This is a genomic window from Streptomyces sp. bgisy159, from assembly GCF_057707805.1.
On sequence record NZ_JBYIQX010000002.1, the window covers coordinates 120,318 to 143,368 of the forward strand.

At 71.4% G+C, this 23,051-nt stretch carries 23 protein-coding genes; 7 read left to right on the forward strand and 16 right to left on the reverse strand.

Translation table 11 applies throughout. From position 1 onward, the window contains the following. Nucleotides 1-105: 105 nt before the first annotated feature. Nucleotides 106-1,812 carry a glycerol-3-phosphate dehydrogenase/oxidase gene (locus AC3ET3_RS02515; RefSeq protein ID WP_435611541.1) on the reverse strand — a complete coding sequence of 569 codons (1,707 nt, stop codon included), beginning with the start codon at nt 1,810-1,812 and terminating at the stop codon, nt 106-108. A 275-nt stretch (nt 1,813-2,087) separates the two neighbouring features. On the opposite strand from AC3ET3_RS02515, the gene AC3ET3_RS02520 reads away from it, so the two are divergent. Beyond that, a complete protein-coding gene (locus AC3ET3_RS02520) occupies nt 2,088-3,305 on the forward strand; it encodes a nucleotide sugar dehydrogenase (protein ID WP_432134954.1) in 1,218 nt (405 codons plus the stop codon). Nucleotides 3,306-3,705: 400 nt separating this feature from the next. Then, the gene (locus tag AC3ET3_RS02525; protein WP_432134955.1) at nt 3,706-4,314 is read left to right on the forward strand and encodes a hypothetical protein; all 609 of its coding nucleotides are present in this window, start codon (nt 3,706-3,708) and stop codon (nt 4,312-4,314) included. A 90-nt stretch (nt 4,315-4,404) separates the two neighbouring features. Here AC3ET3_RS02525 and AC3ET3_RS02530 read toward each other — a convergent pair whose 3' ends face one another. From AC3ET3_RS02530 to AC3ET3_RS02545, 4 genes are all read right to left on the reverse strand, one after another. Continuing rightward, a complete protein-coding gene (locus AC3ET3_RS02530; RefSeq protein WP_432134956.1) occupies nt 4,405-5,523 on the reverse strand; it encodes a GuaB3 family IMP dehydrogenase-related protein in 1,119 nt (372 codons plus the stop codon). Between the two features lie 119 nt (nt 5,524-5,642). Further along, entirely contained in the window at nt 5,643-7,151 is a 1,509-nt protein-coding gene (gene guaB, locus AC3ET3_RS02535) for an IMP dehydrogenase (protein WP_432134957.1), read from the reverse strand. 163 nt (nt 7,152-7,314) lie between these two features. Further along, nucleotides 7,315-7,905 (reverse strand): sigma-70 family RNA polymerase sigma factor, encoded by a 591-nt coding sequence (locus tag AC3ET3_RS02540; protein ID WP_432134958.1) that lies wholly within the window; start codon nt 7,903-7,905, stop codon nt 7,315-7,317. Between the two features lie 344 nt (nt 7,906-8,249). After that, nucleotides 8,250-8,861 carry a response regulator transcription factor gene (locus AC3ET3_RS02545; protein WP_003948568.1) on the reverse strand — a complete coding sequence of 204 codons (612 nt, stop codon included), beginning with the start codon at nt 8,859-8,861 and terminating at the stop codon, nt 8,250-8,252. Nucleotides 8,862-9,240: 379 nt separating this feature from the next. On the opposite strand from AC3ET3_RS02545, the gene AC3ET3_RS02550 reads away from it, so the two are divergent. Continuing rightward, a complete protein-coding gene (locus tag AC3ET3_RS02550) occupies nt 9,241-9,573 on the forward strand; it encodes a WhiB family transcriptional regulator (protein ID WP_432134959.1) in 333 nt (110 codons plus the stop codon). Between the two features lie 82 nt (nt 9,574-9,655). Here AC3ET3_RS02550 and AC3ET3_RS02555 read toward each other — a convergent pair whose 3' ends face one another. Then, nucleotides 9,656-10,576 carry a LysR family transcriptional regulator gene (locus tag AC3ET3_RS02555; protein ID WP_432134960.1) on the reverse strand — a complete coding sequence of 307 codons (921 nt, stop codon included), beginning with the start codon at nt 10,574-10,576 and terminating at the stop codon, nt 9,656-9,658. Between the two features lie 90 nt (nt 10,577-10,666). Between AC3ET3_RS02555 and AC3ET3_RS02560 the strand changes: the two genes are divergently transcribed. From AC3ET3_RS02560 to AC3ET3_RS02570, 3 genes are all read left to right on the forward strand, one after another. Then, entirely contained in the window at nt 10,667-11,335 is a 669-nt protein-coding gene (locus AC3ET3_RS02560) for an MOSC domain-containing protein (RefSeq protein WP_432134961.1), read from the forward strand. A 96-nt stretch (nt 11,336-11,431) separates the two neighbouring features. After that, a complete protein-coding gene (locus AC3ET3_RS02565) occupies nt 11,432-12,205 on the forward strand; it encodes an SDR family NAD(P)-dependent oxidoreductase (protein ID WP_435611542.1) in 774 nt (257 codons plus the stop codon). 87 nt (nt 12,206-12,292) lie between these two features. Further along, nucleotides 12,293-12,985: an ester cyclase gene (locus AC3ET3_RS02570; protein WP_432134963.1), complete on the forward strand. Its 693-nt coding sequence runs from the start codon at nt 12,293-12,295 to the stop codon at nt 12,983-12,985. 66 nt (nt 12,986-13,051) lie between these two features. Here the strand turns inward: AC3ET3_RS02570 and AC3ET3_RS02575 are convergent, their stop codons facing one another. The 10 genes from AC3ET3_RS02575 to AC3ET3_RS02620 all read right to left on the reverse strand — a co-directional run bounded on the left by AC3ET3_RS02575 (nt 13,052) and on the right by AC3ET3_RS02620 (nt 21,625). Beyond that, nucleotides 13,052-13,759 (reverse strand): contact-dependent growth inhibition system immunity protein, encoded by a 708-nt coding sequence (locus tag AC3ET3_RS02575; protein WP_435611543.1) that lies wholly within the window; start codon nt 13,757-13,759, stop codon nt 13,052-13,054. A gap of 22 nt (nt 13,760-13,781) precedes the next feature. Continuing rightward, nucleotides 13,782-14,099 (reverse strand): RNase A-like domain-containing protein, encoded by a 318-nt coding sequence (locus AC3ET3_RS02580; RefSeq protein ID WP_435611544.1) that lies wholly within the window; start codon nt 14,097-14,099, stop codon nt 13,782-13,784. Nucleotides 14,100-14,142: 43 nt separating this feature from the next. Then, on the reverse strand, nt 14,143-14,649 hold the full coding sequence (locus AC3ET3_RS02585) for a hypothetical protein (RefSeq protein ID WP_488191819.1): 507 nt from the start codon (nt 14,647-14,649) through the stop codon (nt 14,143-14,145). A gap of 79 nt (nt 14,650-14,728) precedes the next feature. After that, complete coding sequence (locus AC3ET3_RS02590; RefSeq protein ID WP_435611546.1) at nt 14,729-16,624, reverse strand: RNase A-like domain-containing protein; 1,896 nt, start codon at nt 16,622-16,624, stop codon at nt 14,729-14,731. Continuing rightward, nucleotides 16,624-16,938, reverse strand: a complete 315-nt coding sequence (locus AC3ET3_RS02595; RefSeq protein WP_435611547.1) for a WXG100 family type VII secretion target — start codon at nt 16,936-16,938, stop codon at nt 16,624-16,626. Before AC3ET3_RS02595 ends, AC3ET3_RS02590 begins: the two co-directional genes overlap by 1 nt. Before the next feature lie 20 nt (nt 16,939-16,958). After that, the gene (locus AC3ET3_RS02600; RefSeq protein WP_435611548.1) at nt 16,959-17,378 is read right to left on the reverse strand and encodes a WXG100 family type VII secretion target; all 420 of its coding nucleotides are present in this window, start codon (nt 17,376-17,378) and stop codon (nt 16,959-16,961) included. Between the two features lie 134 nt (nt 17,379-17,512). Beyond that, the gene (gene groL, locus AC3ET3_RS02605) at nt 17,513-19,141 is read right to left on the reverse strand and encodes a chaperonin GroEL (protein ID WP_432134964.1); all 1,629 of its coding nucleotides are present in this window, start codon (nt 19,139-19,141) and stop codon (nt 17,513-17,515) included. A gap of 142 nt (nt 19,142-19,283) precedes the next feature. Beyond that, a complete protein-coding gene (gene groES / locus AC3ET3_RS02610) occupies nt 19,284-19,592 on the reverse strand; it encodes a co-chaperone GroES (RefSeq protein WP_432134965.1) in 309 nt (102 codons plus the stop codon). A gap of 234 nt (nt 19,593-19,826) precedes the next feature. Then, nucleotides 19,827-20,606 (reverse strand): polysaccharide deacetylase family protein, encoded by a 780-nt coding sequence (locus AC3ET3_RS02615; protein WP_435611624.1) that lies wholly within the window; start codon nt 20,604-20,606, stop codon nt 19,827-19,829. A gap of 65 nt (nt 20,607-20,671) precedes the next feature. Then, nucleotides 20,672-21,625: a polysaccharide deacetylase family protein gene (locus tag AC3ET3_RS02620; RefSeq protein ID WP_432134966.1), complete on the reverse strand. Its 954-nt coding sequence runs from the start codon at nt 21,623-21,625 to the stop codon at nt 20,672-20,674. A 128-nt stretch (nt 21,626-21,753) separates the two neighbouring features. Between AC3ET3_RS02620 and AC3ET3_RS02625 the strand changes: the two genes are divergently transcribed. After that, nucleotides 21,754-22,941 (forward strand): THUMP-like domain-containing protein, encoded by a 1,188-nt coding sequence (locus tag AC3ET3_RS02625; RefSeq protein WP_435611625.1) that lies wholly within the window; start codon nt 21,754-21,756, stop codon nt 22,939-22,941. The last annotated feature ends 110 nt before the right edge of the window (nt 22,942-23,051 follow it).

A 23,051-nucleotide genomic window follows, 5' to 3' on the forward strand; every position in this document is an offset into this window, starting at 1 on the left:
CCCAGGGGCCCCTCTACACCCCCACCCAGGGGCATATTCCGGCCAATCCCCCCGTCACGGTTCGGCCACTCAACTCAGCGCCCGCACCCGGGGACTGAGCGTGACTCACAACGGCACGATGTCGGGCGCTCCGAGCCGCGCCGCGTCCGCCGTGTGGTCGTCGGGCTGCAACTGGGACTCGCGCTCGGCCTCGACCCGCTTCTCGTAGTGCCGGACCTCGCGTTCCACGTGGTCCTTGTCCCAGCCGAGGACGGGCGCCATCAGCTCGGCGGCCTCCCGGGCGCACCGGGTGCCCCGGTCGAAGGTCTCGATGGAGATGCGGGTGCGCCGGGTCAGTACGTCGTCGAGGTGCCGGGCCCCCTCGTGGGAGGCGGCGTAGACGACCTCGGCACGCAGGTAGTCGTCGGCGGAGTGCAGCGGTTCGCCCAGCGACGGATCGGCGGCGACGAGGTCGAGGACCTCCTCGGCCATCGATCCGAAGCGGCCCAGCAGATGCTCGATCCGCACCACGTGCAGACCGGTGCGGGCGGCGATCCGGGCCCGGGCGTTCCACAGCGCCCGGTAGCCCTCCGCGCCGAGCAGGGGCACGTCCTCGGTGACGCAGTCGGCGACCCGCAGGTCGAGCGCGTGCACGGCCTCGTCGACGGCATCCTTGGCCATCACCCGGTACGTCGTGTACTTGCCGCCGGCGACGACGACCAGCCCCGGCACGGGGTGGGCCACGGTGTGCTCGCGCGAGAGCTTGCTGGTGGCGTCGGACTCGCCGGCCAGCAGCGGGCGCAGCCCCGCGTACACGCCCTCGACGTCGTCTCTGGTCAGGGGCACCGCGAGGACCTCGTTCACATGCTCCAGCAGGTAGTCGATGTCCGCGCTGGAGGCCGCGGGGTGGGCCTTGTCGAGGTCCCAGGAGGTGTCGGTGGTGCCGATGATCCAGTGCCGGCCCCAGGGGATGACGAAGAGGACGGACTTCTCGGTGCGCAGGATGAGCCCGGTGGCGGAGTTGATGCGGTCCCGGGGCACGACCAGGTGGATGCCCTTGGAGGCGCGCACGTGGAACTGCCCGCGCGAGCCGACCATCGCCTGGGTGTCGTCGGTCCACACCCCGGTGGCGTTGACGAGCTGCTTGGCCCGGATCTCGTACTCGCCGCCGCCCTCGACGTCCCGCACGCGCGCGCCCACCACCCGCTCGCCCTCACGCAGGAAGCCGGTCACGCGGGCCCGGTTGGCCACCTTCGCGCCGTACGCGGCGGACGTGCGCACCAGCGTGGTGACGAAGCGGGCGTCGTCCATCTGCGCGTCGTAGTACTGGAGCGCGCCGACCAGCGCGTCCTTCTTCAGCGCGGGCGCCACGCGCAGGGCGTGACGGCGGCTCAGGTGACGGTGGGCGGGCAGCCCTCGTCCGTGGCCCCGGGCCAGGGACATCATGTCGTACAGGGCGACGCCGGAGCCCGCGTAGAGCCGCTCCCAGCCCTTGTGCCGCAAGGGGTACAGGAACGGCACGGGCCGGACGAGGTGGGGGGCGAGGCGCTCCAGCAGCAGTCCGCGTTCCTTGAGCGCCTCGCGCACCAGCGTGAAGTCGAGCATCTCCAGGTAGCGCAGGCCGCCGTGGATGAGCTTGCTGGACCGGCTGGAGGTGCCCGACGCCCAGTCCCGCGCCTCCACCAGACCGGTGGACAGGCCGCGGGTCGCGGAGTCGAGGGCGGTGCCCGCCCCGACCACGCCGCCTCCGACGACCAGCACGTCCAGTTCGCGTTCGGCCATGGCCGCCAGTGACTCCGCCCGCTGCGCCGGTCCCAGTGCCGCTGTCCTCACCGCTGCCTCCCGCTGTCCGTCCGGTGTCGCGTAGCCCCTACCTCATGCCCAGATTCTGACCGGGTTGCCCGGGTTCAGCCACCACTCACCCCCAGCCTGCGGACAACCGGCGCGGAACTGAGGCATCCGGTCGGACCACTCCGACCGGACAACACAACCGATCAATGCCGCATATCGGTCATATTTACTCCTAGTCTGACATTGCGCTCGCTCATCCTGTCCACAGGGCTTGCGCGCCTGTCCCACTTCGGCTATCGGGAAGGACGGCCCACGCCATGCCCGCAGATCTCGCCGTCATCGGACTCGGCCCGCTCGGCCTGCCCCTGGCCCAGGCCGCCGTGGCCGCCGGCATCCCCACCCTCGGCTACCCCACCGGACCGCAGACGGGCTCCCTCAGCCCCGCCGAACTGCGCCGCATGCTCGCCGGGGGCTTCCGCCCCACCGCGAACCCGGCCGAACTGGGCCGCGTCCGCACCGCCGTGATCTGCGCGCCCACCCCGCGCGGCGCGGACGGCGGACTCGACCTCGGCCAGGTGGAGAAGGCCGCGCGCACCCTCGCCGGCCATCTGCGCCCGCACACCACGGTCATCCTGGAGTCGGCGGTCCACCCCGGCACCACGGAGGGCTTCCTGCGCCCCCTGCTGGAGGAGAGCTCCGGGCTGCGCGCCGGCCGCGACTTCCAACTCGCCTACTCCCCCTGCCGGGTCGACCCCGGCAACCGCGTCTTCACACCCGCCAACACCCCGAAGGTCATCGGCGGCCTCACCCCCGCCTGCACCGAGTCGGCCGCCGCCTTCTACGGCCGCCTCACCGAGAAGGTGGTCCGCGCGCGCGGGCTGCGCGAGGCCGAGACCGTGCACCTGCTGGAGACCAACTTCCGGCACGTCAACATGGCGCTCGTCAACGAGATGGCCGTGCTCTGCCACGACCTCGGCGTCGACCTGTGGGACGTCATCCGCTGCGCGGAGACCAAACCGTTCGGCTTCCAGGCGTTCCGCCCCGGGCCCGGCGTCGGCGGCCACGCCGTACCCCTGGACCGCACCGACCTGCCCGGCCGTCCCGGCGGTCCGCTGCGCCTGGTGGAGCTGGCCCAGCAGGTCAACAGCCGCATGCCCCGCTACGTCGTGCAGCGCGCCGCCGCCCTCCTCAACGAGCACGGCAAGTCCGCGCGCGGCGCCCGCGTCCTGCTCCTCGGCGTCACCTACAAACCCGACCTAGCCGACCTGCAGGGCACTCCGGCCCGGGAGATCGCCGGCCGCCTGATGGAACTGGGCGCCGAGGTCAGCTACCACGACCCGCACATCCCGTCCTGGACCGTCCACGACCGCCCCGTCCCCCGCGCCGACGCCCTCTACGACGCCGCCGCCGACGCCGACCTGACGATCCTGCTCCAGCAGCACCGCACGTACGACCTCCAGGGCCTGTCGGTGAAGGCACAGTTGCTGCTCGACACGCGGGGGGCCACTCCGACGGGGGCGGCGCACCGGCTGTGAGGGGGCGCGCGGGTGCAGGTGCTGCGAGGCCGGTGGGTGCCGGCACCCGGCGCCGGCAGCTTGGGCACCGGTGGAGCCCACCGCAGCGGTCACTGCGGCGGGCTCCGGGCTCATTCACGGGTGTCCGCCCCTGGCTCTGAGAGGGGCGGCCGCTCACCAACGGAAGATCCGCAACCTCCTCCGGCACTTCACCAGCCAGAGCCGGATCCGATCCCGGCGAGTGGGCTTGTGGCGACGGCCCATGGGCACGCCCCCGACCGCACGCCCGGGTGCCGTCCTGCGAATTCGCAGGTGAAGACAGCGACCGCCCCCTGCTACTCTGCGGCGACTCTTCGCACACGTGTGCGCGGATATCGCCGCTCTCTTCCTGTCTCCGGTCCCGTGGGGGGAACCAGCTGTCATGACCCAACCAACTCCGCCGCCGAACCAGCCCGCCGACGGCAACCCGTACGCCCAGCAGCAGCCGCAGGCCCCGTACGGCCAGCAGCCCGCGGCCGGAACCCCGTACCCCCAGCAGCCGGGCGGCGCCCCCTACGCCCCGCACCCGGCGCCGGGCAACCCCTTCGCCCAGCAGCCCGGCGGGTTCCCGCCGCCGCCCGCGCCGGGCCGGAACAGCATGGGTCTCGGCATCCTGGCCGCCGTCGCCGCCGCGGTGGTCGTGGCCGGTGTCTACGGCGGGATCATCGGCGCCACCAAGCACGAGATCGGCTGGGCCGCCGTCGGCGTCGGCTTCGTCGTCGGCCTCGCGGCCGGCAAGATCGGCGGCCGCAACCCCGCTCTCCCGGTGATCGGTGCCGTCCTGGCGCTGGGCGCGGTCTACCTCGGCCAGATGGTCGGCGAGGCGATCCTCGTCACCAAGGAGTTCCCCGTGAGCTTCAACGAGGTCTTCTTCGAGCACTTCGGTGACCTGCACAAGCTCTGGAAGGAGGACGCCGACCCGCTCACCTTCCTGTTCTTCGCGCTGGCCGGCGCCGCCGCCTTCTCCGCCGCGAAGAAGGCCGCCGCGTAGGCGCCCGCGCCGAACAGCGAGGGCCGGTCACCCACCCGGGTGACCGGCCCTCAGCCGTCGTACGGACCGGACCTCAGCCGTCGTTCGCGGTCAGTGCTGGGAGTCCGCCACCGTCACCTCGACGCGCTGGAACTCCTTCAGCTCGCTGTAGCCGGTGGTGGCCATGGCGCGGCGCAGGGCGCCGAAGAAGTTCATCGAGCCGTCGGGCGTGTGGGACGGCCCGGTCAGGACCTCCTCGATGGTGCCGACCGTGCCGAGGCCGACCTTCTTGCCGCGCGGCAGCTCCTCGTTGACGGCCTCCATGCCCCAGTGGTGGCCCTTGCCCGGCGCGTCGGTCGCGCGGGCCAGCGGGGAACCCATCATCACGGCGTCGGCGCCGCAGGCGATCGCCTTGGGCAGGTCGCCGGACCAGCCGACCCCGCCGTCCGCGATCACGTGCACGTACCGGCCGCCGGACTCGTCCATGTAGTCCCGGCGGGCCGCGGCCACGTCGGCCACCGCGGTCGCCATCGGCACCTGGATGCCCAGCACGCTGCGCGTGGTGTGCGCGGCGCCGCCGCCGAAGCCGACCAGCACGCCCGCCGCGCCGGTGCGCATCAGGTGCAGGGCGGCGGTGTAGGTGGCGCAGCCGCCGACGATCACGGGGACGTCGAGCTCGTAGATGAACTGCTTCAGGTTCAGCGGCTCGTGCGAGCCGGAGACGTGCTCCGCCGACACCGTGGTGCCGCGGATGACGAAGATGTCCACGCCGGCGTCGACGACGGCCTTGGAGAACTGGGCGGTGCGCTGCGGGGAGAGCGCGGCGGCGGTGACCACACCGGAGTCGCGCACCTCCTTGATGCGCTGCCCGATCAGCTCCTCCTTGATCGGCGCGGCGTAGATCTCCTGCAGCCGGCGGGTGGCCGTCTCGACCGGCAGCCCGGCGATCTCGTCCAGCAGCGGCTGCGGGTCCTCGTACCGCGTCCAGAGCCCTTCCAGGTTGAGCACGCCGAGGCCGCCCAGCTCGCCGATCCGGATCGCGGTGGCCGGCGAGACGACGGAGTCCATGGGGGCGGCCAGGAAGGGCAGCTCGAAGCGGTAGGCGTCGATCTGCCAGGCGATCGAGACCTCCTTCGGGTCCCGCGTACGGCGGCTGGGGACGACGGCGATGTCGTCGAAGGCGTACGCCCGGCGGCCGCGCTTGCCGCGCCCGATCTCGATCTCAGTCACGATGTGTGGCCTTTCCCTGATGCGTTTCAGCGTCTCCCAGTATCGCCGACGGGCACGACGAGGGCGGCCCCGAGTGTCCCGGGGCCGCCCTCGTCGGCGTTCGCGGCGGTGGTCGCGGCCTACTTGTTGCGGCTGTAGTTCGGCGCCTCGACCGTCATCTGGATGTCGTGCGGGTGGGACTCCTTCAGGCCGGCGGAGGTGATCCGCACGAAGCGGCCGTTGGCCTGGAGGTCCGGGACCGTCCGGCCGCCGACGTAGAACATCGACTGGCGCAGGCCGCCGACCAGCTGGTGGACGACGGAGGACAGCGGTCCGCGGTAGGGGACCTGGCCCTCGATGCCCTCGGGCACCAGCTGCTCGTCGGAGGCGACGCCCTCCTGGAAGTAGCGGTCCTTGGAGAACGACTTGCGGTCGCCGCGGGTCTGCATGGCACCCAGCGAGCCCATGCCGCGGTACGACTTGAACTGCTTGCCGTTGATGAACAGCAGCTCGCCCGGCGACTCCTCGCAGCCGGCGAGCAGCGAGCCCAGCATCACGGTGTCGGCGCCGGCGACGAGGGCCTTGGCGATGTCGCCGGAGTACTGCAGGCCGCCGTCCCCGATGACCGGGACACCGGCCGCGCGGGCCGCCTGCGCGGCCTCGTAGATGGCCGTGACCTGCGGGACGCCGACACCGGCGACCACGCGGGTGGTGCAGATGGAGCCGGGGCCGACGCCGACCTTGATGCCGTCGGCGCCCGCGTCGACGAGCGCCTGGGCGCCGTCCCGGGTGGCGACGTTGCCGCCGATGACGTCGACGCGCGTGTGGTTGGACTTGATCTTGGCGATCATGTCGCCGACCAGCCGGGAGTGGCCGTGGGCGGTGTCGACGACGATGAAGTCGACGCCCGCCTCGATCAGCGCCTGGGCCCGCTCGAAGGCGTCACCGGCGACACCGACCGCGGCGCCGACGAGGAGCCGGCCCTCGGCGTCCTTGGCGGCGCTCGGGTACTTCTCCGCCTTGACGAAGTCCTTGACGGTGATCAGGCCCTTGAGCACGCCGTGGTCGTCGACCAGGGGCAGCTTCTCGATCTTGTGCTTGCGCAGCAGCTCCATGGCCTCGACACCGGAGATACCGACCTTGCCGGTGACCAGCGGCATCGGGGTCATGACCTCGCGCACCCGGCGCGAGCGGTCCGACTCGAAGGCCATGTCGCGGTTGGTGACGATGCCCAGCAGCTTCTTGTCGCCGTCGGTGACCGGCACCCCGCTGATCCGGAACCTGCCGCACAGCGCGTCGGCCTCGGCGAGCGTGGCGTCCGGGTGGATGGTGATCGGGTCGGTCACCATGCCGGACTCGGAGCGCTTGACCAGGTCGACCTGGTTGGCCTGGTCCTCGATGGACAGGTTGCGGTGCAGAACGCCGACGCCGCCCTGACGGGCCATCGCGATCGCCATGCGCGACTCGGTGACCTTGTCCATGGCGGCGGACAGCAGCGGGATGTTCACCCGCACGTTCTTGGAGACGTACGAGGCGGTGTCGATCTCGTCGGGTGCCATGTCCGACGGGCCCGGCAGCAGCAGCACGTCGTCGTAGGTCAGCCCGAGCGTCGCGAATTTGTCGGGCACTCCGTCGACGTTGGCAGTCATGACACCTTCCCCAAATGGCCTTGATCGGTGCGGATGTCCATGCTAACGGGAGATGGACCCGTCTCATTCCACGGTTCGGGACCGCTCACGGCTTCGTATGTTCGTACGGAAACGCGGGGTCGCCTGTTCAACAAAGGTGCGGCCAACGGCCTGCGGGCCCGTCCTACTGCTCGGCGAGGGCGCGCAGCCGGCTGAGCGCGCGATGCTGGGCGACCCGGACGGCGCCGGGTGACATTCCCAACATCTGGCCGGTCTCCTCGGCGGTCAGGCCGACGGCGATCCGCAGCAGCAGCAGTTCGCGCTGGTTCTCGGGCAGGTTGGCCAGCAGTTTCTTCGCCCACTCGGCGTCGCTGCTGAGCAGGGCGCGCTCCTCGGGGCCGAGGGAGTCGTCCGGCCGCTCCGGCATCTCGTCGGACGGCACGGCCGTGGACCCGGGGCCGCGCATCGCGGCCCGCTGCAGATCGGCCACCTTGTGCGCGGCGATGGCGAACACGAACGCCTCGAAGGGACGGCCGGTGTCCTTGTAGCGCGGCAGGGCGAGGAGGACGGCGACGCAGACCTCCTGTGCCAGGTCCTCGACGAAGTGACGGGCGTCGCCGGGCAGCCGGGACAGCCGGGTACGGCAGTAGCGCAACGCCAGGGGGTGGACGTGGGCGAGCAGGTCGTGGGTGGCCTGCTCGTCGCCGTCCACCGCGCGTAGGACGAGTCCGCCGATCGCCCCCTGGGCAGAACTGACCGCCTCGTCGTCGCGCATCGGTCCATGGTGCCCTGCGGCCGAACGGTCCGCCGCTCCGCGCCCGTCGTTGTGCACCGAAGCGTTATGAGCAGGTGCGCCGGAAGTCATCCCCTGCGCCCTCCCCTTCCGCTCTCCCGACTCGTCCCCGAGGAACTCCACACCTCAAGGATGCGGCATCCGCGGCGAAACGAGCACCGGGCACCGGGACGGGCCCGTGCCGCCCCGCCCGAACCGCGCGCAGGCCCGCCGTACGATGCCTGCCCCGTACGGCGTACCGCGCGACCCCGCGGCCCCGGCCGGCCTGCGGGGGCCTGCGGCGCGGACGCCGCCCGGCCGGGCCGGGCCACCTCGCGGGGCGCCGCTCAGCGGACGAGGCCCCACCGGAAGCCGAGGGCCACCGCGTGGGCGCGGTCGGAGGCGCCGAGCTTCTTGAACAGTCGACGGGCGTGGGTCTTGACGGTGTCCTCGGAGAGGAACAGTTCGCGGCCGATCTCCGCGTTGGAGCGGCCATGGCTCATGCCTTCCAGGACCTGGATCTCACGCGCGGTGAGCGTCGGCGCCGCGCCCATCTCGGCCGAGCGGAGCCGGCGCGGGGCGAGCCGCCAGGTCGGGTCGGCGAGTGCCTGGGTGACGGTGGCCCGCAACTCGGCGCGGGAAGCGTCCTTGTGCAGGTAGCCGCGGGCGCCGGCGGCGACGGCGAGGGCCACGCCGTCGAGGTCCTCGGCGACCGTCAGCATGATGATCCGCGCGCCCGGGTCGGCGGACAGCAGCCGCCGGACGGTCTCGACGCCGCCCAGACCGGGCATGCGGACGTCCATCAGGATGAGGTCGGAGCGGTCGGCGCCCCAGCGGCGGAGGACTTCCTCGCCGTTGGCCGCCGTGGTCACGCGCTCGACGCCGGGCACGGTCGCGACCGCGCGGCGCAGCGCCTCTCGGGCAAGCGGGGAGTCGTCACAGACGAGGACGGAAGTCATGGCCGTCCTCCGCAGCTGATGCGCGTCACCTTGTGCCTCCAGGCTGGTACGAATCGTCACCTGTGCGGTCGACCGTCTCGGACGCCTGCCCGAGCGTTTGTGTTTTCAACCGCCTCGCACTCTCAACGATGGTCACTCGAAAGAGTTACGGGGCCGCGTGCAGTCTTCGGCACTCTACGTGAGGGCGCGGACACGGTGCAGGTAGGCGCGGTGGACCCTCAAGCTTTCACCACATCCCGTGCCCCGTTCGGCCCCATTTCTTCCCATTACCTGGTGTCTGAGGCTAGATTCGCAATGAGTCATATTTTCATCTCCTTAGATCGTAGTTGTACGGTCGTGGGCACCGTATCCGCTCGAAACGGCTGCAAGGGGTCACGCAATGGCAGATTTCTCCCGCCTTCCCGGACCGAACGCGGACCTGTGGGACTGGCAGCTGCTGGCTGCCTGCCGCGGGGTGGACAGCTCGCTCTTCTTCCATCCCGAGGGCGAGCGCGGGGCGGCCCGGAGTGCCCGCGAGAACTCGGCCAAAGAGGTCTGCATGAGGTGTCCGGTCCGCGCCCAGTGCGCGGCACACGCCCTGGCGGTGCGCGAGCCGTACGGCGTGTGGGGCGGGTTGACCGAGGACGAACGCGAGGAGCTCATGGGGCGGGCACGCAACCGCCTCGTGACAGCGGCGGCGACCGGTGGCAGGGACGTCGCGTCGAACAATTGAAGGAACGTTTCCCCGCAGAAGGATGCGGACATCGAGAACGGAGGGCGGGCCGGCGCCCTCCGTTCTCACTGCTCCGGGGCCGTCACCGCCGCGCGGGCGCAGCCGCCGCCCGCTGCAGCTCGTCCAAGGTGGCCGCCACCGCCGGCACCTGCGCCAGGTCGGGCAGCGTCAGCGCGACGATCTCCCGCCGCACCGCCGGTTCCAGCGCCACCGTGCGCGCACCCCTCGGCCGTACGGACGCCAGGGCCAGCTGGGGCAGCACGGCGACACCGAGGCCCGCGCCCACCAGTCCGACGACCGCCGGATAGTCGTCGGTCGCGAAGTCGATCCGGGGCGTGAAACCGGCGCTCTCGCACACCTCCACCAACTGCCCCCGGCACCGCGGGCACCCCGCGATCCACGGCTCCTCCGCGAGTTCGCCGATGGACACCGCGTCGGCCGGGGCGGTCCGCGCCAGCCGGTGCCGCTCCGGCACGAGACCGACCAGGCGGTCCGTCAGCAGCGGCCGTACGACCAGGTCGTCCCACTCCCCCGAGCCGCCGGCGGCGTCCTGGTAGCGGAAGGCGAGGGCGATGTCGCAGTCGCCGGCGCGCAGCTTGTCGACCGACTCGGGCGGCTCGGCCTCCTCCAGGGAGACCCGGGTGCCGGGGTGGGCGGCGCGCAGCGCGGCCAGGGCGGTGGGGACCAGGCTGGAGCTGCCGCTGGGGAAGGAGACCAGCCGCACCCGGCCGGCCCGCAGCCCGGCGATGGCGGCGACCTCCTCCTCGGCGGCCGTCAGCCCGGCGAGGATGCCGGCGGCGTGCCGCACCAGCGCCTCGCCCGCCTGGGTGAGCCGCATCTCGCGGCCGGTGCGCACCAGCAGCGGGGTGCCCACGGACGCCTCCAGGGCCTTCATCTGCTGACTGACGGCGGGCTGGGTGCAGCCCAGCTCCCGCCCCGCCGCGGAGAAGGAGCCGGTGGCGGCGACGGCGCGCAGGACGCGCAGATGACGGGCCTCGATCACCCTCCGAGCATAAGCGAGGCTTGGACGGAGCGGCGAATAATGGGTCGATGCTTTGATGCCGGCTCACCTGGCGTGCCCCTCATGCCGAACATGACGCTTCTCTCCGTCAATCTGGGCCGGGCCGCGGCCGTGCCGCACGCGGAGGGCCCCGGGGGGCTCACCGGGATCGACAAGAGGCCGGTCACGGAGCCGGTGCGGGTGGCGGCGCCCGGGCCCAAGGGCGTGGGCGGGAGCGGACTCGCCGGGGACGACGTCTGCAAGAAGCAGCACCACGGCGGTGACGACCAGGCGGTGTACGCGATGGCTCGCGAGGACATGGACGCCTGGGAGCGCGAGCTGCGCCGGCCGCTGGCGAACGGGATGTTCGGCGAGAACCTCACGACCCGCGGCCTGGACGTGTCCGGCGCGCTGATCGGCGAGCGCTGGCGGATCGGGCCCGACGTGGTGCTGGAGGTGACGGCGAGCCGGATCCCGTGCGCCACCTTCCAGGGCCACATGGCGGAGCCGCGGTGGGTGAAGCGGTTCACCGCGCAGGGGGCGCCGGGCGCCTGTCTGCGCGTGATCCGGCCCGGCGAGATCCGGGCGGGCGACGCGATCGAGATCGCCCACCGGCCCGCTCACGACGTGACCGTGGCGCTGCAGTTCCGCGCCGCCACCACCGAACGCACGCTGCTGCCAAGGCTGTTGGCGGCCGGTGCCGCGCTGCACCCGGAGAGCCTGGCGGCCGCCCGCGCGTACGTCGAGCGGCACGGCGGCTGAGCTGCCCGTACCCCGTCGGCAGCCCGCCGGCCCGGCCGCCCGCGAGGCACGCCGCGGGGAGCGGACGCGCACACTCCGGGTCACTACGCTGCTGCCATGACAACGGCTCTGATTACGGGATCGACCGCGGGGATCGGTGCCGCGTTCGCGCGGCGGCTGGCGGCGGACGGGCACGATCTGGTTCTCGTCGCACGGGACACCGAGCGGCTGCGGCGCCAGGCCACCGAGCTGCACGACCGGCACGGCATCGAGGCGGAGGTGCTCACCGCCGACCTGGCGGAGGACGACGGCATCGAGACGGTCGCCGGGCGGCTCGGCGACCGCCGCAAGCCCGTCGACCTGCTGGTCAACAACGCGGGCTTCGGCAACAAGGGCCGCTATCTCGATGTGTCGATGGCCGACGAGCTGCGGATGCTGAAGGTGCACTGCGAGGCGGTGCTGCGGCTGACGTCGGCGGCGGCCGAGGCGATGCGCGGGCGGGGCCGTGGCGGCGTGGTCAACGTGGCGTCGGTGGCGGCCTTCGTGCCGCGCGGGACGTACGGGGCGTCCAAGGCGTGGGTCGTGCAGTTCACCCAGGGCGCGGCGCGGGACCTCGCGGGCAGCGGGGTACGGCTGATGGCCCTGTGCCCCGGTTTCGTGCGCACCGAGTTCCACGAGCGGGCCGGGATGGGCACCGACGGCATCCCGGGCTGGATGTGGCTGGACGCGGACAAGCTGGTCGCCGCGGCGCTGGCCGACCTGGCACGCGGCAAGTCGCTGTCCATCCCGGACCCGCGGTACAAGGCGCTGATGGGGGCGGCGAAGCTGGTGCCGCGCGGGATGCTGGGCGGGGTGAGCTCCCGGGCGGGCCGCAAGTACGGCCCCCGCTGACCCGAACCGCGCCGACGGGTGGCGCCGCCGTCCCGGTGGGAGAATGATCCCGACGGTACCGGACCCACGGAGGACCGGAGGCGGCTCATGACCTTCGTACAGCTCATCGACTGCAGGACCAGCCGGTTCGAGGAGATGAACCAGCTGATGGACAGGTGGGTCGAGCAGACCCGGGGCAGGCGGACGGCGACGCACGACATCATCGGCAAGGACCGGTCCGACGCCTCGCACCTGATCGAGATCGTGGAGTTCCCGTCGTACGAGGAGGCGATGCGCAACTCGCGGCTGCCGGAGACCGACCGGATCTTCCAGGAGATGGTCGCCCTGTGCGACGAGGCGCCCACCTTCACCGACCTCGACGTCGTCCGCGACGAGCAGCTGAACGTCCTGGCCGCGCGGGCGTTCTTCGCGGCGATGGGCCAGGTCGAGCCGGACGCGCTGGCCGACCACCTCACCGACGACTACGTGGACCACGATCCGTCGTTCCCGGAGGCCGTGCAGGGCTTGGACCGGCTGCGCGAGCAGTACGCGGACTGGCGGGCGGCCTTCGCCTTCTCGTTCCGCGTCGACGACCAGATGGCCCAGGGTGACCGGGTCTGCACCCGCTGGACGTGGCTGGCCCGCCACCACGGCGACTACCTGGGCATCCCGCCGACCGGCCAGGACGTCACCATGACGGGCATGACCCTGCACCGCCTCCGTGACGGCAGGCTCTGCGAGGCGTGGTGGCAGTACGACCGGGCGGGGCTGATGGAACAGCTGGGGGTGGTGGGCGAGTAGCGCCGGGGACGGGGTGGGCCCCGGCGCTACTCGGGTGCCGGGGCTTTCCCTGTGCCCTCGAACTGTTCAGTGCCGACCATTCCAGCCGCCGTCTGTCTCCTTCGGTGGGTGGTCGGCGCGCGGCCCGCCGAGCCGACCGGCGATCAACGCGAGCCAGCCGCTGGGTGAGTACGGAGCCGGCGGGTCGACCTCCATGCCCAGCTCGGCCAGGGCCAGTGCGTAGTCGGTTTCCTCCAGGTCAAGGGCGAGCAACTCATACAGTTCGCCCACCAGCCGGGCAGTGAGCCGCGCGTCCGTGGTGGCCCGGTAGTCGGCGACAGCGGCGTCGTGATCGGCGAACTCGTCGGGCATGTCCTGCGAGAACCAGCCGCCGAGGAACTGTGCGAGCTCGGGGAAGCGGGCGTGCCATTCCCAGTGTGTCTCCGGCACGGCGGGGGGCGGTACCTCTCCCTGCTCGATGCTGTGCCCGATGTGGTCGGCGAGGCAGCGCAGCCACCCCTGGATCTCCCCCTCGGGGAGGCCGACGTCGGGAACGGGATAGAACTCGCCCAGTCGCAGCCGCAGCCGTCCCGGCGGGTGCTCGGCGTACTCCCGCAGCTGCCGCTCGGCCACGGCGAGCGCCCACGGCCGGGTGTGCCATGTGTGGCGCAGGTAGGCGACCAGGGCCCGGCTGGGCCTGTCCGGGGTGTCGTCGGCCGACTGTCCGGCGTAGGCGCGGATCACCTGATCGAGTTCGCCGTAGCGGCGGTCGTGTTCGAGGGGGCTCAAGGGCACGGGGGTCAGCCTCTGTGGGGAGCTACAGGTAGACGGGGAAGGTGGCCTGCACGACGAAGCCATGGGGGCGGGTGGCGTCCCGCCTGAGGATGACCCGGGACGCTCGTACGTCGACGGGCTCACGACCGGCCAGCATCATCGCCTGCAACAACACCCGCCCCACCGGCTCCTCCCTAGACGGCCACGAGGCTTCGATGGTCAGACGGGCACGGGTGGACTGTGCGAGCCAGCGATGGATGAGCTGCTCGTTGGCGGTGACCGCATGCTGGGTGGCCCACTGGGCCGTGTCGCGGTCGGGGTAGGTCGAAGTTCTGATGCGTACAGGAGTCGTGTTGGACACGGTCACCATTTCGCTCGGGAGGTCGAGGCCACCATGTGCTGCCTCACGTCGGATCGAAGGACCAGAAGACGCCGACTTCCTCGGGCGCGACGACAACGAAGCCGAAGTCGCCGACGTAATCCGTGAGAGGCGTCCAGCTGTCCACCCCAGCGGTCAAGTCGGGAGAAACTGACACCCGGGCGGCGGCGATGTTGCTGTGACAGTGCACATCGCTGCCGAATCGGCCGAGTACAGTCCACGCATCGGCGAGTGCGTCCCCCGCCTCGTCCCAGGGCCCGATCGGCCCCCACTCGTACGACATGATGACCAGGAGGCGAGCCGCCGTCTCCAGGTCCACGGGGTGGAGCTTCTGACTCAGGGTGGCCTCCGACAGAGCGAGAAAGGGGAAGACCGCGCCCTCCGCAACTCCCCGCTCGTGACGCACCCTTCCCCTGTCCCAGTCGAGGGTCCGCCAGCCACGCGGATCGTCAGCCTCCCGGCTCATCACGGCGAGCACGTCGCCCTGCCAGTCGCCATGCGTCCTGGGCCCCGTCGCCGCGAACGCGTACACATCGTCCAGAAGGCGAAGTGCGGCTGCCTCCCAGGCCGCTCGGGTTACCGTTGACAATTTCTCTTCCACAATCGACCGGTCAACGCGCCGGCATAGAAGTGATCACAACGAAGGGGGGATCGAGAGTCGAATCGTACTTCAGCCGGGTGTCGAGGTTCTTCAGGTCGGTACTCCTCACATTCATTCCGCCTTGTTTGAAACCGGACAGCGGATCGCTCGGATCGTACGGCTGCTTCATGACACCCATCCCGGTCACCTCCCCGTTGGGGCCTGGGCCGACGAGTTTCTTCACGTCTCCGTCCGCAGGCGGGGGCGGCCCCTGAAGCCATGCCTTGACTTCGGCGGAATGTGCATCGATGTTGTACTGCGTGAAGCGTTGTGCGCTCGCCAGGTCGGCGAAACTGGATGCCGCGCCGACCGTCGGCTTGCCATGGGGCCAATTCGCGGTCGGGGCGTCCCCCTGGTCGCGCAGCCGTTGAGCGAGTTGCTCAGAGCTCTTCCCCACATGCTTGTCCAGGGTGTGTCCGTCTCCCAGCCACTCACTGCTCGCCAAGTCGATCCGATAGATCCCGTTCTTGGTGTCCTCCGGATCGGACCACCGGAGTTCGTGTCTGAACTCGTCGAGCGACCGGGCACCGAACGCTTCCGCTCGCGCCTCCTCAGCCGCGTACGTGGGGACGCTCCGTCCGGCCTCCTCCAGTGCCTCCTTGAGATCGGTCAGACCGTCGGCGAGCTTGTGGATCTCGCTGTTGTACGAGTCCACCGCGTGGTTCAAACGGCCGGTGTCGATGTTCGCGATGAACTCCGCGGCCAACTCCGGCAGTTTGCCGATCAGTTCTAGGGCGTCCTTGAAACTCTTCATCGCGAAGGTCCGGGTCGCCGCGTCCTTGTAGACATCGACGATGGTGGACCTGATCTTCGTCACTTCGGCACTGACCGAGTCGCATCCGCTCGCGACAGCGCGAGCCGTGTCCTGAAGAACGTCCAGCGCGGGTCGTTGACCGTCCCTGTGGTTCCACTTGTGGCCATGGCGCTCCTTGCCCCATGCCGTCGTGCCCCACATCGACGAGCAGAACTGCTTCATCGCGTTCTGCCACTCGTCGTGTCCCGGAGCCGGGTTCGTGATGTACGCGATCGCGTCGTTGAACTCGTCCGCCGACGACCTGGCGTCCTGGGCGGCCAGACGCCAGACCTTTGCTATCTCGGGCAGAGCCGTGTCGTCGCCGCCGGGTGTGATGTCGGCGACCTTGCCATGTCGCAGGGCGTGGCCGAGGATCGGGCGCAGGATCTCGGCGCCGATCGTGCTCAGCGCCCCGGAGACCTCATCGATGATCGCGTTGCCCCAGCCGTCCTCGGCGGGAGCCTGGCCCCAGCCGAGCTGGGCCACGGGACCGGTCGCACCGGTGTTCTTCAGGACGTCCGGGGGGCTCTTCTTCACCAGCACCGGAGTCGGGGCGAGAGTGACGTGGTCCGCCTGGGCGTAGTTGTTCGCGGTGACCGTGAGGCCGACGGCCGCGCCGCCGACCCCCTCCGCGGTCTTGTTCCACACGTCCAGGAAGAGGCCGGCGACATCGGCGTATGCCCTCGCGAAGGCTTCCGGCCCGGTGCCGCAGCCGACGGCGTGTTCATGACCGTCGAGCGCGCCGACCAGCCTCCTGGCCCGGGCGGCGAAGTCGTATTGGGCATTGCGCAGCATGTACGACGCGTAGTACACGTGCGGCGGCTGGACGTCGAAGGCGACGGCGCTGCCCGGCGGGGCGGGTTTCATCGCCGCCAGTTCGGCGGCCCGCTGGTGCCGGTCCGAATCGGTGTCGCCCTGGGAGATGTCCTTGCCGTCGGGGTCGGTCAGGCCGCCGGGCGACGGGTGGGGCGTGGGGCTCGCACCGCCGCCGGAGGCGGACGGCTGGGGAAGCCCACCGCCCGTCGACGGCGTGGGGGTGGGGCTCGCGGACGGCGCCGGAACCGGCGTGCCCATCAGAGTGCGCCCCAGCCGCCCAGCACCGCCCGGTGCGCCGCGGCGTAGTTGAGGTGACCCGTGGTGACGAAAGCGTGCAGCCACTTCTGGGCCGCTTCCAGGTCCTGTGCGGAACGGTCCCATTCGTCGAGCTTCTCGACGAAGACCTCCCTGGCCTCGCCCCGCCAGGAGAGCACCACGGGTTCGACACGGCCGTACAGGGCTTCCAGCTTCTCGTTCAGCTGCTTGAGGATGTCCTCAAGGTCGGCGGCGAGTTCCTGGAGCGCCGGCAAGGAGACGGTTATCTGCTCCTCGGACTCAGGCTTGCTCGACATGTTCCCCCCCTGTCATAGCGTCAGTACGCGTCGAGCGCGCTGCCGGTGGCCTGCGGCGCCGCCTGCGGATCCGGTGTGGACAGCCGGCCGACCTCACTACTGATGTCCACGTGGACCTGCCGAATGCGGTGGAGGACATCGAGGTCCGTCTCGGAGAATCCGTCCCGGCTCAGCAGCACGGCCTGCTGCAGCACCTTCACCACTTCACGGATACGTACGGCGTCCTCGGCCGCGGCACGGTGGAACTCGCGGTACACCGTCCCGGCCGGACCGCGCCAGCCCGCCTCGATCCGGTCCACGATCGCATCCATACGCGTGACCTGCTGGTCCAGGTGGTCACCCATATCGCCGAGGTCGCCGGCGAGCTTCGTCAGGTCGGTGCGGGTCACCTTCAGGTCTGGAGTAGCCCCCTGCGGCGACCCGGTTGCTTGCCCACTCATGGCGAATGCCCCCCGAGTCCTGCGCCCCCGTAAGCCTCTGCAGTATCGAGATCATCATACGAGCACATGTTCGCCGGGCAGCACTTCGCCCCGTCGCGCGGCGACGGGGCGAAGACGACCTACGAGGGGCCCGCTCAGTGGGCGTGGCCGTGGCCGTGGCCCGCGGCGGCGGCCGGCTCTTCCTCTTCCTTCTTCTCGACGACCAGGGTCTCGGTCGTCAGGAGGAGGGAGGCGATGGAGGCGGCGTTCTCCAGGGCGGAGCGGGTGACCTTGACCGGGTCGATGACGCCGGCCTTGACCAGGTCGCCGTACTCGCCGGTGGCGGCGTTGTAGCCGTTGCCCTTCTCCAGCTCGGCGACCTTGGAGACGATGACGTAGCCCTCCAGGCCGGCGTTCTCGGCGATCCAGCGCAGCGGCTCGACGGCGGCACGGCGGACCACGGCGACACCGGTGGCCTCGTCGCCGGTCTTGTCGAGGTTGCCCTCCAGGACCTTCACGGCGTGGACCAGCGCGGAGCCACCACCGGAGACGATGCCCTCCTCGACCGCGGCGCGGGTCGCGGAGATGGCGTCCTCCAGACGGTGCTTCTTCTCCTTCAGCTCCACCTCGGTGGCGGCGCCGACCTTGATCACGCACACGCCGCCGGCCAGCTTCGCGAGGCGCTCCTGGAGCTTCTCGCGGTCCCAGTCGGAGTCGGTGTTCTCGATCTCGGCCTTGATCTGCGCGACGCGGCCGTGCACGTCCTCGGACTTGCCGGCGCCGTCGACGATCGTGGTGTCGTCCTTGGTGACGGTGACGCGGCGGGCGCTGCCGAGCACGTCGACGCCGACCTGGTCGAGCTTGAGGCCGACCTCCTCGGAGATGACGGTGGCACCGGTGAGGACGGCCATGTCCTGCAGCATCGCCTTGCGGCGGTCGCCGAAGCCGGGGGCCTTCACGGCGACGGCGTTGAAGGTGCCGCGGATCTTGTTGACGACCAGGGTCGACAGGGCCTCGCCCTCGACGTCCTCGGCGATGATCAGCAGCGGCTTGGAGGAGTTGGTCTGGATGACCTTCTCCAGCAGCGGCAGCAGGTCGGCGATCGAGGAGATCTTGCCCTGGTTGATCAGGATGTACGGCTCGTCGAGGACGGCCTCCATGCGCTCCTGGTCCGTGACGAAGTACGGCGACAGGTAGCCCTTGTCGAAGGCCATGCCCTCGGTGAAGTCCAGCTCCAGACCGAAGGTGTTGGACTCCTCGACGGTGATGACGCCGTCCTTGCCGACCTTGTCCATGGCCTCGGCGATGAGCTCGCCGACCTGCTGGTCCTGGGCGGACAGCGCGGCCACGGCGGCGATGTCGGACTTCTCGTCGATCGGGCGGGCCGAGGCGAGCAGGTCGTCGGAGACGGCCTTGACAGCGGCGTCGATGCCCTTCTTCAGCAGCGCCGGGGAGGCACCGGCGGCGACGTTCTTCAGGCCCTCGCGGACGAGCGCCTGGGCCAGCACCGTGGCGGTGGTCGTACCGTCACCCGCGATGTCGTTGGTCTTGGTCGCCACCTCCTTGACGAGCTGGGCGCCGAGGTTCTCGTACGGGTCCTCGATCTCCACCTCGCGGGCGATGGTCACGCCGTCGTTGGTGATGGTCGGGGCGCCGAACTTCTTGTCGATGACGACGTTGCGGCCCTTCGGGCCGATCGTCACCTTGACCGTGTCGGCCAGCTTGTTGACGCCGCGCTCAAGGGCGCGACGGGCGTCCTCGTCGAACTTCAGGATCTTCGCCATGACAGCGGCAGCCCTCTCGGAAATCTTGGGCGGATAACGCGGAAAACGGGGTGGAATGGCACTGCGCCCCCGGCGCCCGGCTGATCAGTGTTCGCGGGGGGCCAGGGGCGCAGTTCGAAGCGGTTCCCCGCTTCGACGGGTACTACTTCTCGATGATCGCGAGGACGTCGCGAGCCGAGAGGACGAGGTACTCCTCGCCGTTGTACTTGACCTCGGTGCCGCCGTACTTGCTGTAGAGCACGACGTCACCGACCTTGACGTCGAGCGGCAGGCGCTCGCCGTTCTCGAAGCGGCCCGGGCCCACGGCGAGGACGGCGCCCTCCTGGGGCTTCTCCTTCGCGGTGTCCGGGATGACCAGGCCAGAGGCCGTGGTCTGCTCGGCGTCCAGCGGCTGGACCACGATGCGGTCCTCGAGCGGCTTGATGGCAACCTTGGTGCTGGCGGTCGTCACGATCCGACCTCCCCCTTCGGAGATCTCACGGGGTTGACTGTCTGAGGTGGCGACCAGGTGGATCCGTCGTCGCGGGTGCCGGACCTGCCCGTCGCTTTTTGGCACTCTCCAGTGGGGAGTGCCAGAGCCGAGACTATGACCGCGATTAGCACTCGGTCAAGCGGAGTGCCAATGCGGACCGCGCGTCGGCCGGAATGCGCCACCGGATGCCGCTCAGAAGCCGCCGGATGCCGCTCAGAAGTAGTCCTCCAGGCGCGCCACCCGCAGCCCTTCCTCCCGTACGGTCCGCAGCAGGCGGGTGGTCCGGGCGCGCAGGTCGGGGGTGGCGGGCTCGTCGGGGGCCACGGCGATGACGTCGCCGGGCAGGAGGCGGCGCGGGCCGCGGGTGAAGGTGAGGCGGCCGGCGGGCCCGGCCGAGGCGCGCCACAGCACGACCGCCGAGATCCCGCAGTCGGCGGCGGCACGGCGGGTGGCGGTGTCGTGGGCGCCGTAGGGCGGGCGCAGCAGCCGGGGGCGCACGCCGAAGCGGGACCTGAGCTTGTGCTGCTGGCCGCAGATCTCCGCGCGCTGCCCGGCGTACGGCAGGCCGCGCAGGGCGGTGTGGTCGAGGGTGTGGTTCTGCAGGCGCGCGCCGGCCGAGCGCAGCCGGGCGAACCGGGCGTAGCCGGGGCCGGTCACGCGGTCCGTGAGGAACAGGGTGACGGGGAGCCGGAGTTCGCGGACCAGGTCGAGGAAGCGGGCGTCGCGCTCGGCGGTGTCGTCGTAGGTGAGGAAGACGACCTTGTCGCGGGTGGGGACGCGGTGGACGACGGGCGGGAGGGATGCGGGGCCGGCCAGGGGGCGCGCGGCCGGCGCCGGGCCGTCGGGCCGCGCCCGCCGGGTCGTTGCTCCCCCGGGCCGCGGGGCCGTCGTTCCCGCGGGCCGCTCGACCGTCGCCCCACCCGGCCGCTGGACCGTCGCTCCCGCGGGCCGTTCGACCGGCTCGGCGGGCCGTGCGCAGCCGGCCACCGCCATGGCGGGCACCAGAGCCAGGGCCAGGGCCGTCGCCGGCCATGGCGCCGACGCGGGCAGCGGTGCCCTCACAGATAGTCCTCCAGCCGGGCCACCGCGTACCCCTTCGCCGTGACCATGTCCAGGAACCGGCGGACCATGTCGGGCATGGTGCCCTTCCAGTCGTTCCGGCCCCGGAAGTGGGTGAGGACGATGTCGCCGGGGTGGAGGTCGCGGTCCCACTCGCGGTACTCCCAGTGGTCCACGAACACCTCCTCGTCCCACAGCGGCGCGTACTTCACGCCGCACGACTTCGCGGCCCGCAGAGTGTCCTGGTTGTAGTTGCCGTAGGGCGGGCGGAAGAGGAGGGGCCGCTTGCCGTAGTGCTTCTCGATCACGTCCTGCATGCCGCAGATCTCCCGTTTCTGCCGGGCGTACGACAGCGCGGGCAGATAGGGGTGGTGCAGTGTGTGGTTGTTGAGGGTGATCCCGGCGCGCTGCATCTTCTTGAAGTAGCCGTAGTCCTCCTTGACCAGGTAGTCGGAGAGGAAGGCGGTGTACGGCACGTCCAGTTCGCGCATCATCCGCAGGAACGCGGGGTCCTTCTCGGCGCCGTCGTCGATGGTGAGGAAGACGACCTTGTCCTTGGTCGGGACGGTGGTGAAGACGGGCGGCAGACCCAGCTTCTCGTGGTCGTCGACCTCGAAGCCCTTGCGGGTGGTGATGCGCGGCTTGTGCGCGGGCGGCGCCGGGGGTGTGAGCGGGACCCGCTTGAGCCTCCAGTGCCTGGCGGCGGCGACCCGGCGGGCGTACGCGGCCTCCAGCCGGTCGGCGTACGCCGTGAGGGCCCGGCCGGGCTGCTCCTGACCGGCCTGCTGGCCCGCGGCGGGGCGGGTTCCGTCGGCGCCGTCGTCGCGCCCGCAGCCGGACACGGCGGCGACGACCGCGAGGACACCGGCCCCGCCCCGGACTCCTGCCCGCCGCAGCGTCGGCCGACTCCACCCAGGCGCACGCTTTTTATCGTTTTGTCGTACGACTCCCATGGCGCCGGATCCTCCCAGCCGGCCTCCCGTTCCCGGTTCCGACACCGCGGCCGGGGGCACGCCGTCCACCGACTGGCCCAAGGCCGTCGCGTGACCGACCGGCCGCCGCCCGACGGACGACTCGCCGCCTGACCGACAATGAGCCGGTGAACGAAGTCGATCTCGCCTCCCTTCTCACCCCCGAGGGCCGGGCCCTCCTCGACCAGGTGCGCGGCACCCGGCCCGCCGACGAGCTGGCCGTGGCGACCCGGCTGCGCCGCGACCACCCCGCCGCCCTGGTGTCGGCGGCGCTCGGCCAGGCCCGACTGCGGGAGCGGGCGGTGGCGAAGTTCGGTGCGGAGGACGCGCTCCGGATGTACTTCACGCCGAACGGGGTGGAGCAGTCGACGCGGGCCGGGGTCGCCGCGTACCGCGCGGCGCGCCTGCGGGAGCTGGGCGTACGGTCGGTCGCCGACCTGTGCTGCGGCATCGGCGGGGACGCCATCGCCCTGGCCCGGGCCGGGATCCGGGTCCTCGCCGTGGACCGGGACCCGGTGACGGCGGCGACGGCCCGGGCCAACGCCGAGGCGCTCGGGCTGGCGGAGCTGATCGAGGTCCGGGAGGCGGACGTCACGGAGGTCGACACGGCCGGCTTCGACGCCGTCTTCGTCGACCCGGCCCGGCGCGGCGGCCGGGGCCGCGTCTTCGACCCTGAGGCATACTCGCCGCCCCTGTCCTGGGCGATCGAGGCGGCCCGGACGGCCCCGCGCGCCGCGCTGAAGATCGCCCCCGGCATCCCCCACGAGACGGTCCCCGGCGACGCCGAGGCCGAGTGGATCTCCGACGGCGGGGACGTGAAGGAGGCCGTGCTGTGGTTCGGCACCGCCGCCCCGGGCACCGTCCGCGCCACCCTCCTCCCCGGCCCCCACACCCTCCTCGCCGCCGGCCTGCCCAACCCGCCGGTCCGCCCCGTCGGCCGCTACCTCTACGAGCCCGACGGGGCCGTGATCCGCGCCCACCTGGTCGCGGACGTGGCCCAGCGGCTCTCCGGCGGGCTCATCGACGAGACCATCGCCTACGTCACCGCCGACGAGCTGCGCCCCACGCCGTACGCCACCGCGTACGAGATCACCGACCACCTCCCCTTCAACGTGAAGCGGCTGAAGGCCCTGCTGAGGGAGCGGCAGGTCGGCGTCCTCACGGTGAAGAAGCGCGGCTCGGCCGTGGAGCCGGAGGAACTCCGCAAGAAGGTCAAGCCGCAGGGGCCGAACTCGGCGACGGTGTTCCTGACGCGGGTGGCCGGCGCCCCGGCGATGCTGATCGGCCGGCGCCGGTGAGGCAGCCGTCGAGGACATCAGGTCTCCCTTCACCCAGCCGACCACCGCCGCCTCGCCGCGCTCCACCGCCCGGCGGGCCGGCACGTGGCAGCTCCAGTCGTGCAAGCAAC

Excerpts from the sequence above, each read along its gene's own strand:
- AC3ET3_RS02620 (WP_432134966.1), bottom strand. The coding sequence starts at position 21,625 with ATGGGAGTCGTACGACAAAACGATAAAAAGCGTGCGCCTGGGTGGAGT.
- AC3ET3_RS02570 (WP_432134963.1), top strand. The coding sequence starts at position 12,293 with ATGACCTTCGTACAGCTCATCGACTGCAGGACCAGCCGGTTCGAGGAG.
- groL (WP_432134964.1), bottom strand. The coding sequence starts at position 19,141 with ATGGCGAAGATCCTGAAGTTCGACGAGGACGCCCGTCGCGCCCTTGAG.
- AC3ET3_RS02600 (WP_435611548.1), bottom strand. The coding sequence starts at position 17,378 with ATGAGTGGGCAAGCAACCGGGTCGCCGCAGGGGGCTACTCCAGACCTG.
- AC3ET3_RS02565 (WP_435611542.1), top strand. The coding sequence starts at position 11,432 with ATGACAACGGCTCTGATTACGGGATCGACCGCGGGGATCGGTGCCGCG.
- AC3ET3_RS02545 (WP_003948568.1), bottom strand. The coding sequence starts at position 8,861 with ATGACTTCCGTCCTCGTCTGTGACGACTCCCCGCTTGCCCGAGAGGCG.
- AC3ET3_RS02615 (WP_435611624.1), bottom strand. The coding sequence starts at position 20,606 with ATGGCGGTGGCCGGCTGCGCACGGCCCGCCGAGCCGGTCGAACGGCCC.
- AC3ET3_RS02590 (WP_435611546.1), bottom strand. The coding sequence starts at position 16,624 with ATGGGCACGCCGGTTCCGGCGCCGTCCGCGAGCCCCACCCCCACGCCG.
- AC3ET3_RS02550 (WP_432134959.1), top strand. The coding sequence starts at position 9,241 with ATGGCAGATTTCTCCCGCCTTCCCGGACCGAACGCGGACCTGTGGGAC.
- AC3ET3_RS02595 (WP_435611547.1), bottom strand. The coding sequence starts at position 16,938 with ATGTCGAGCAAGCCTGAGTCCGAGGAGCAGATAACCGTCTCCTTGCCG.
- AC3ET3_RS02525 (WP_432134955.1), top strand. The coding sequence starts at position 3,706 with ATGACCCAACCAACTCCGCCGCCGAACCAGCCCGCCGACGGCAACCCG.
- guaB (WP_432134957.1), bottom strand. The coding sequence starts at position 7,151 with ATGACTGCCAACGTCGACGGAGTGCCCGACAAATTCGCGACGCTCGGG.
- AC3ET3_RS02560 (WP_432134961.1), top strand. The coding sequence starts at position 10,667 with ATGACGCTTCTCTCCGTCAATCTGGGCCGGGCCGCGGCCGTGCCGCAC.
- AC3ET3_RS02520 (WP_432134954.1), top strand. The coding sequence starts at position 2,088 with ATGCCCGCAGATCTCGCCGTCATCGGACTCGGCCCGCTCGGCCTGCCC.
- AC3ET3_RS02540 (WP_432134958.1), bottom strand. The coding sequence starts at position 7,905 with ATGCGCGACGACGAGGCGGTCAGTTCTGCCCAGGGGGCGATCGGCGGA.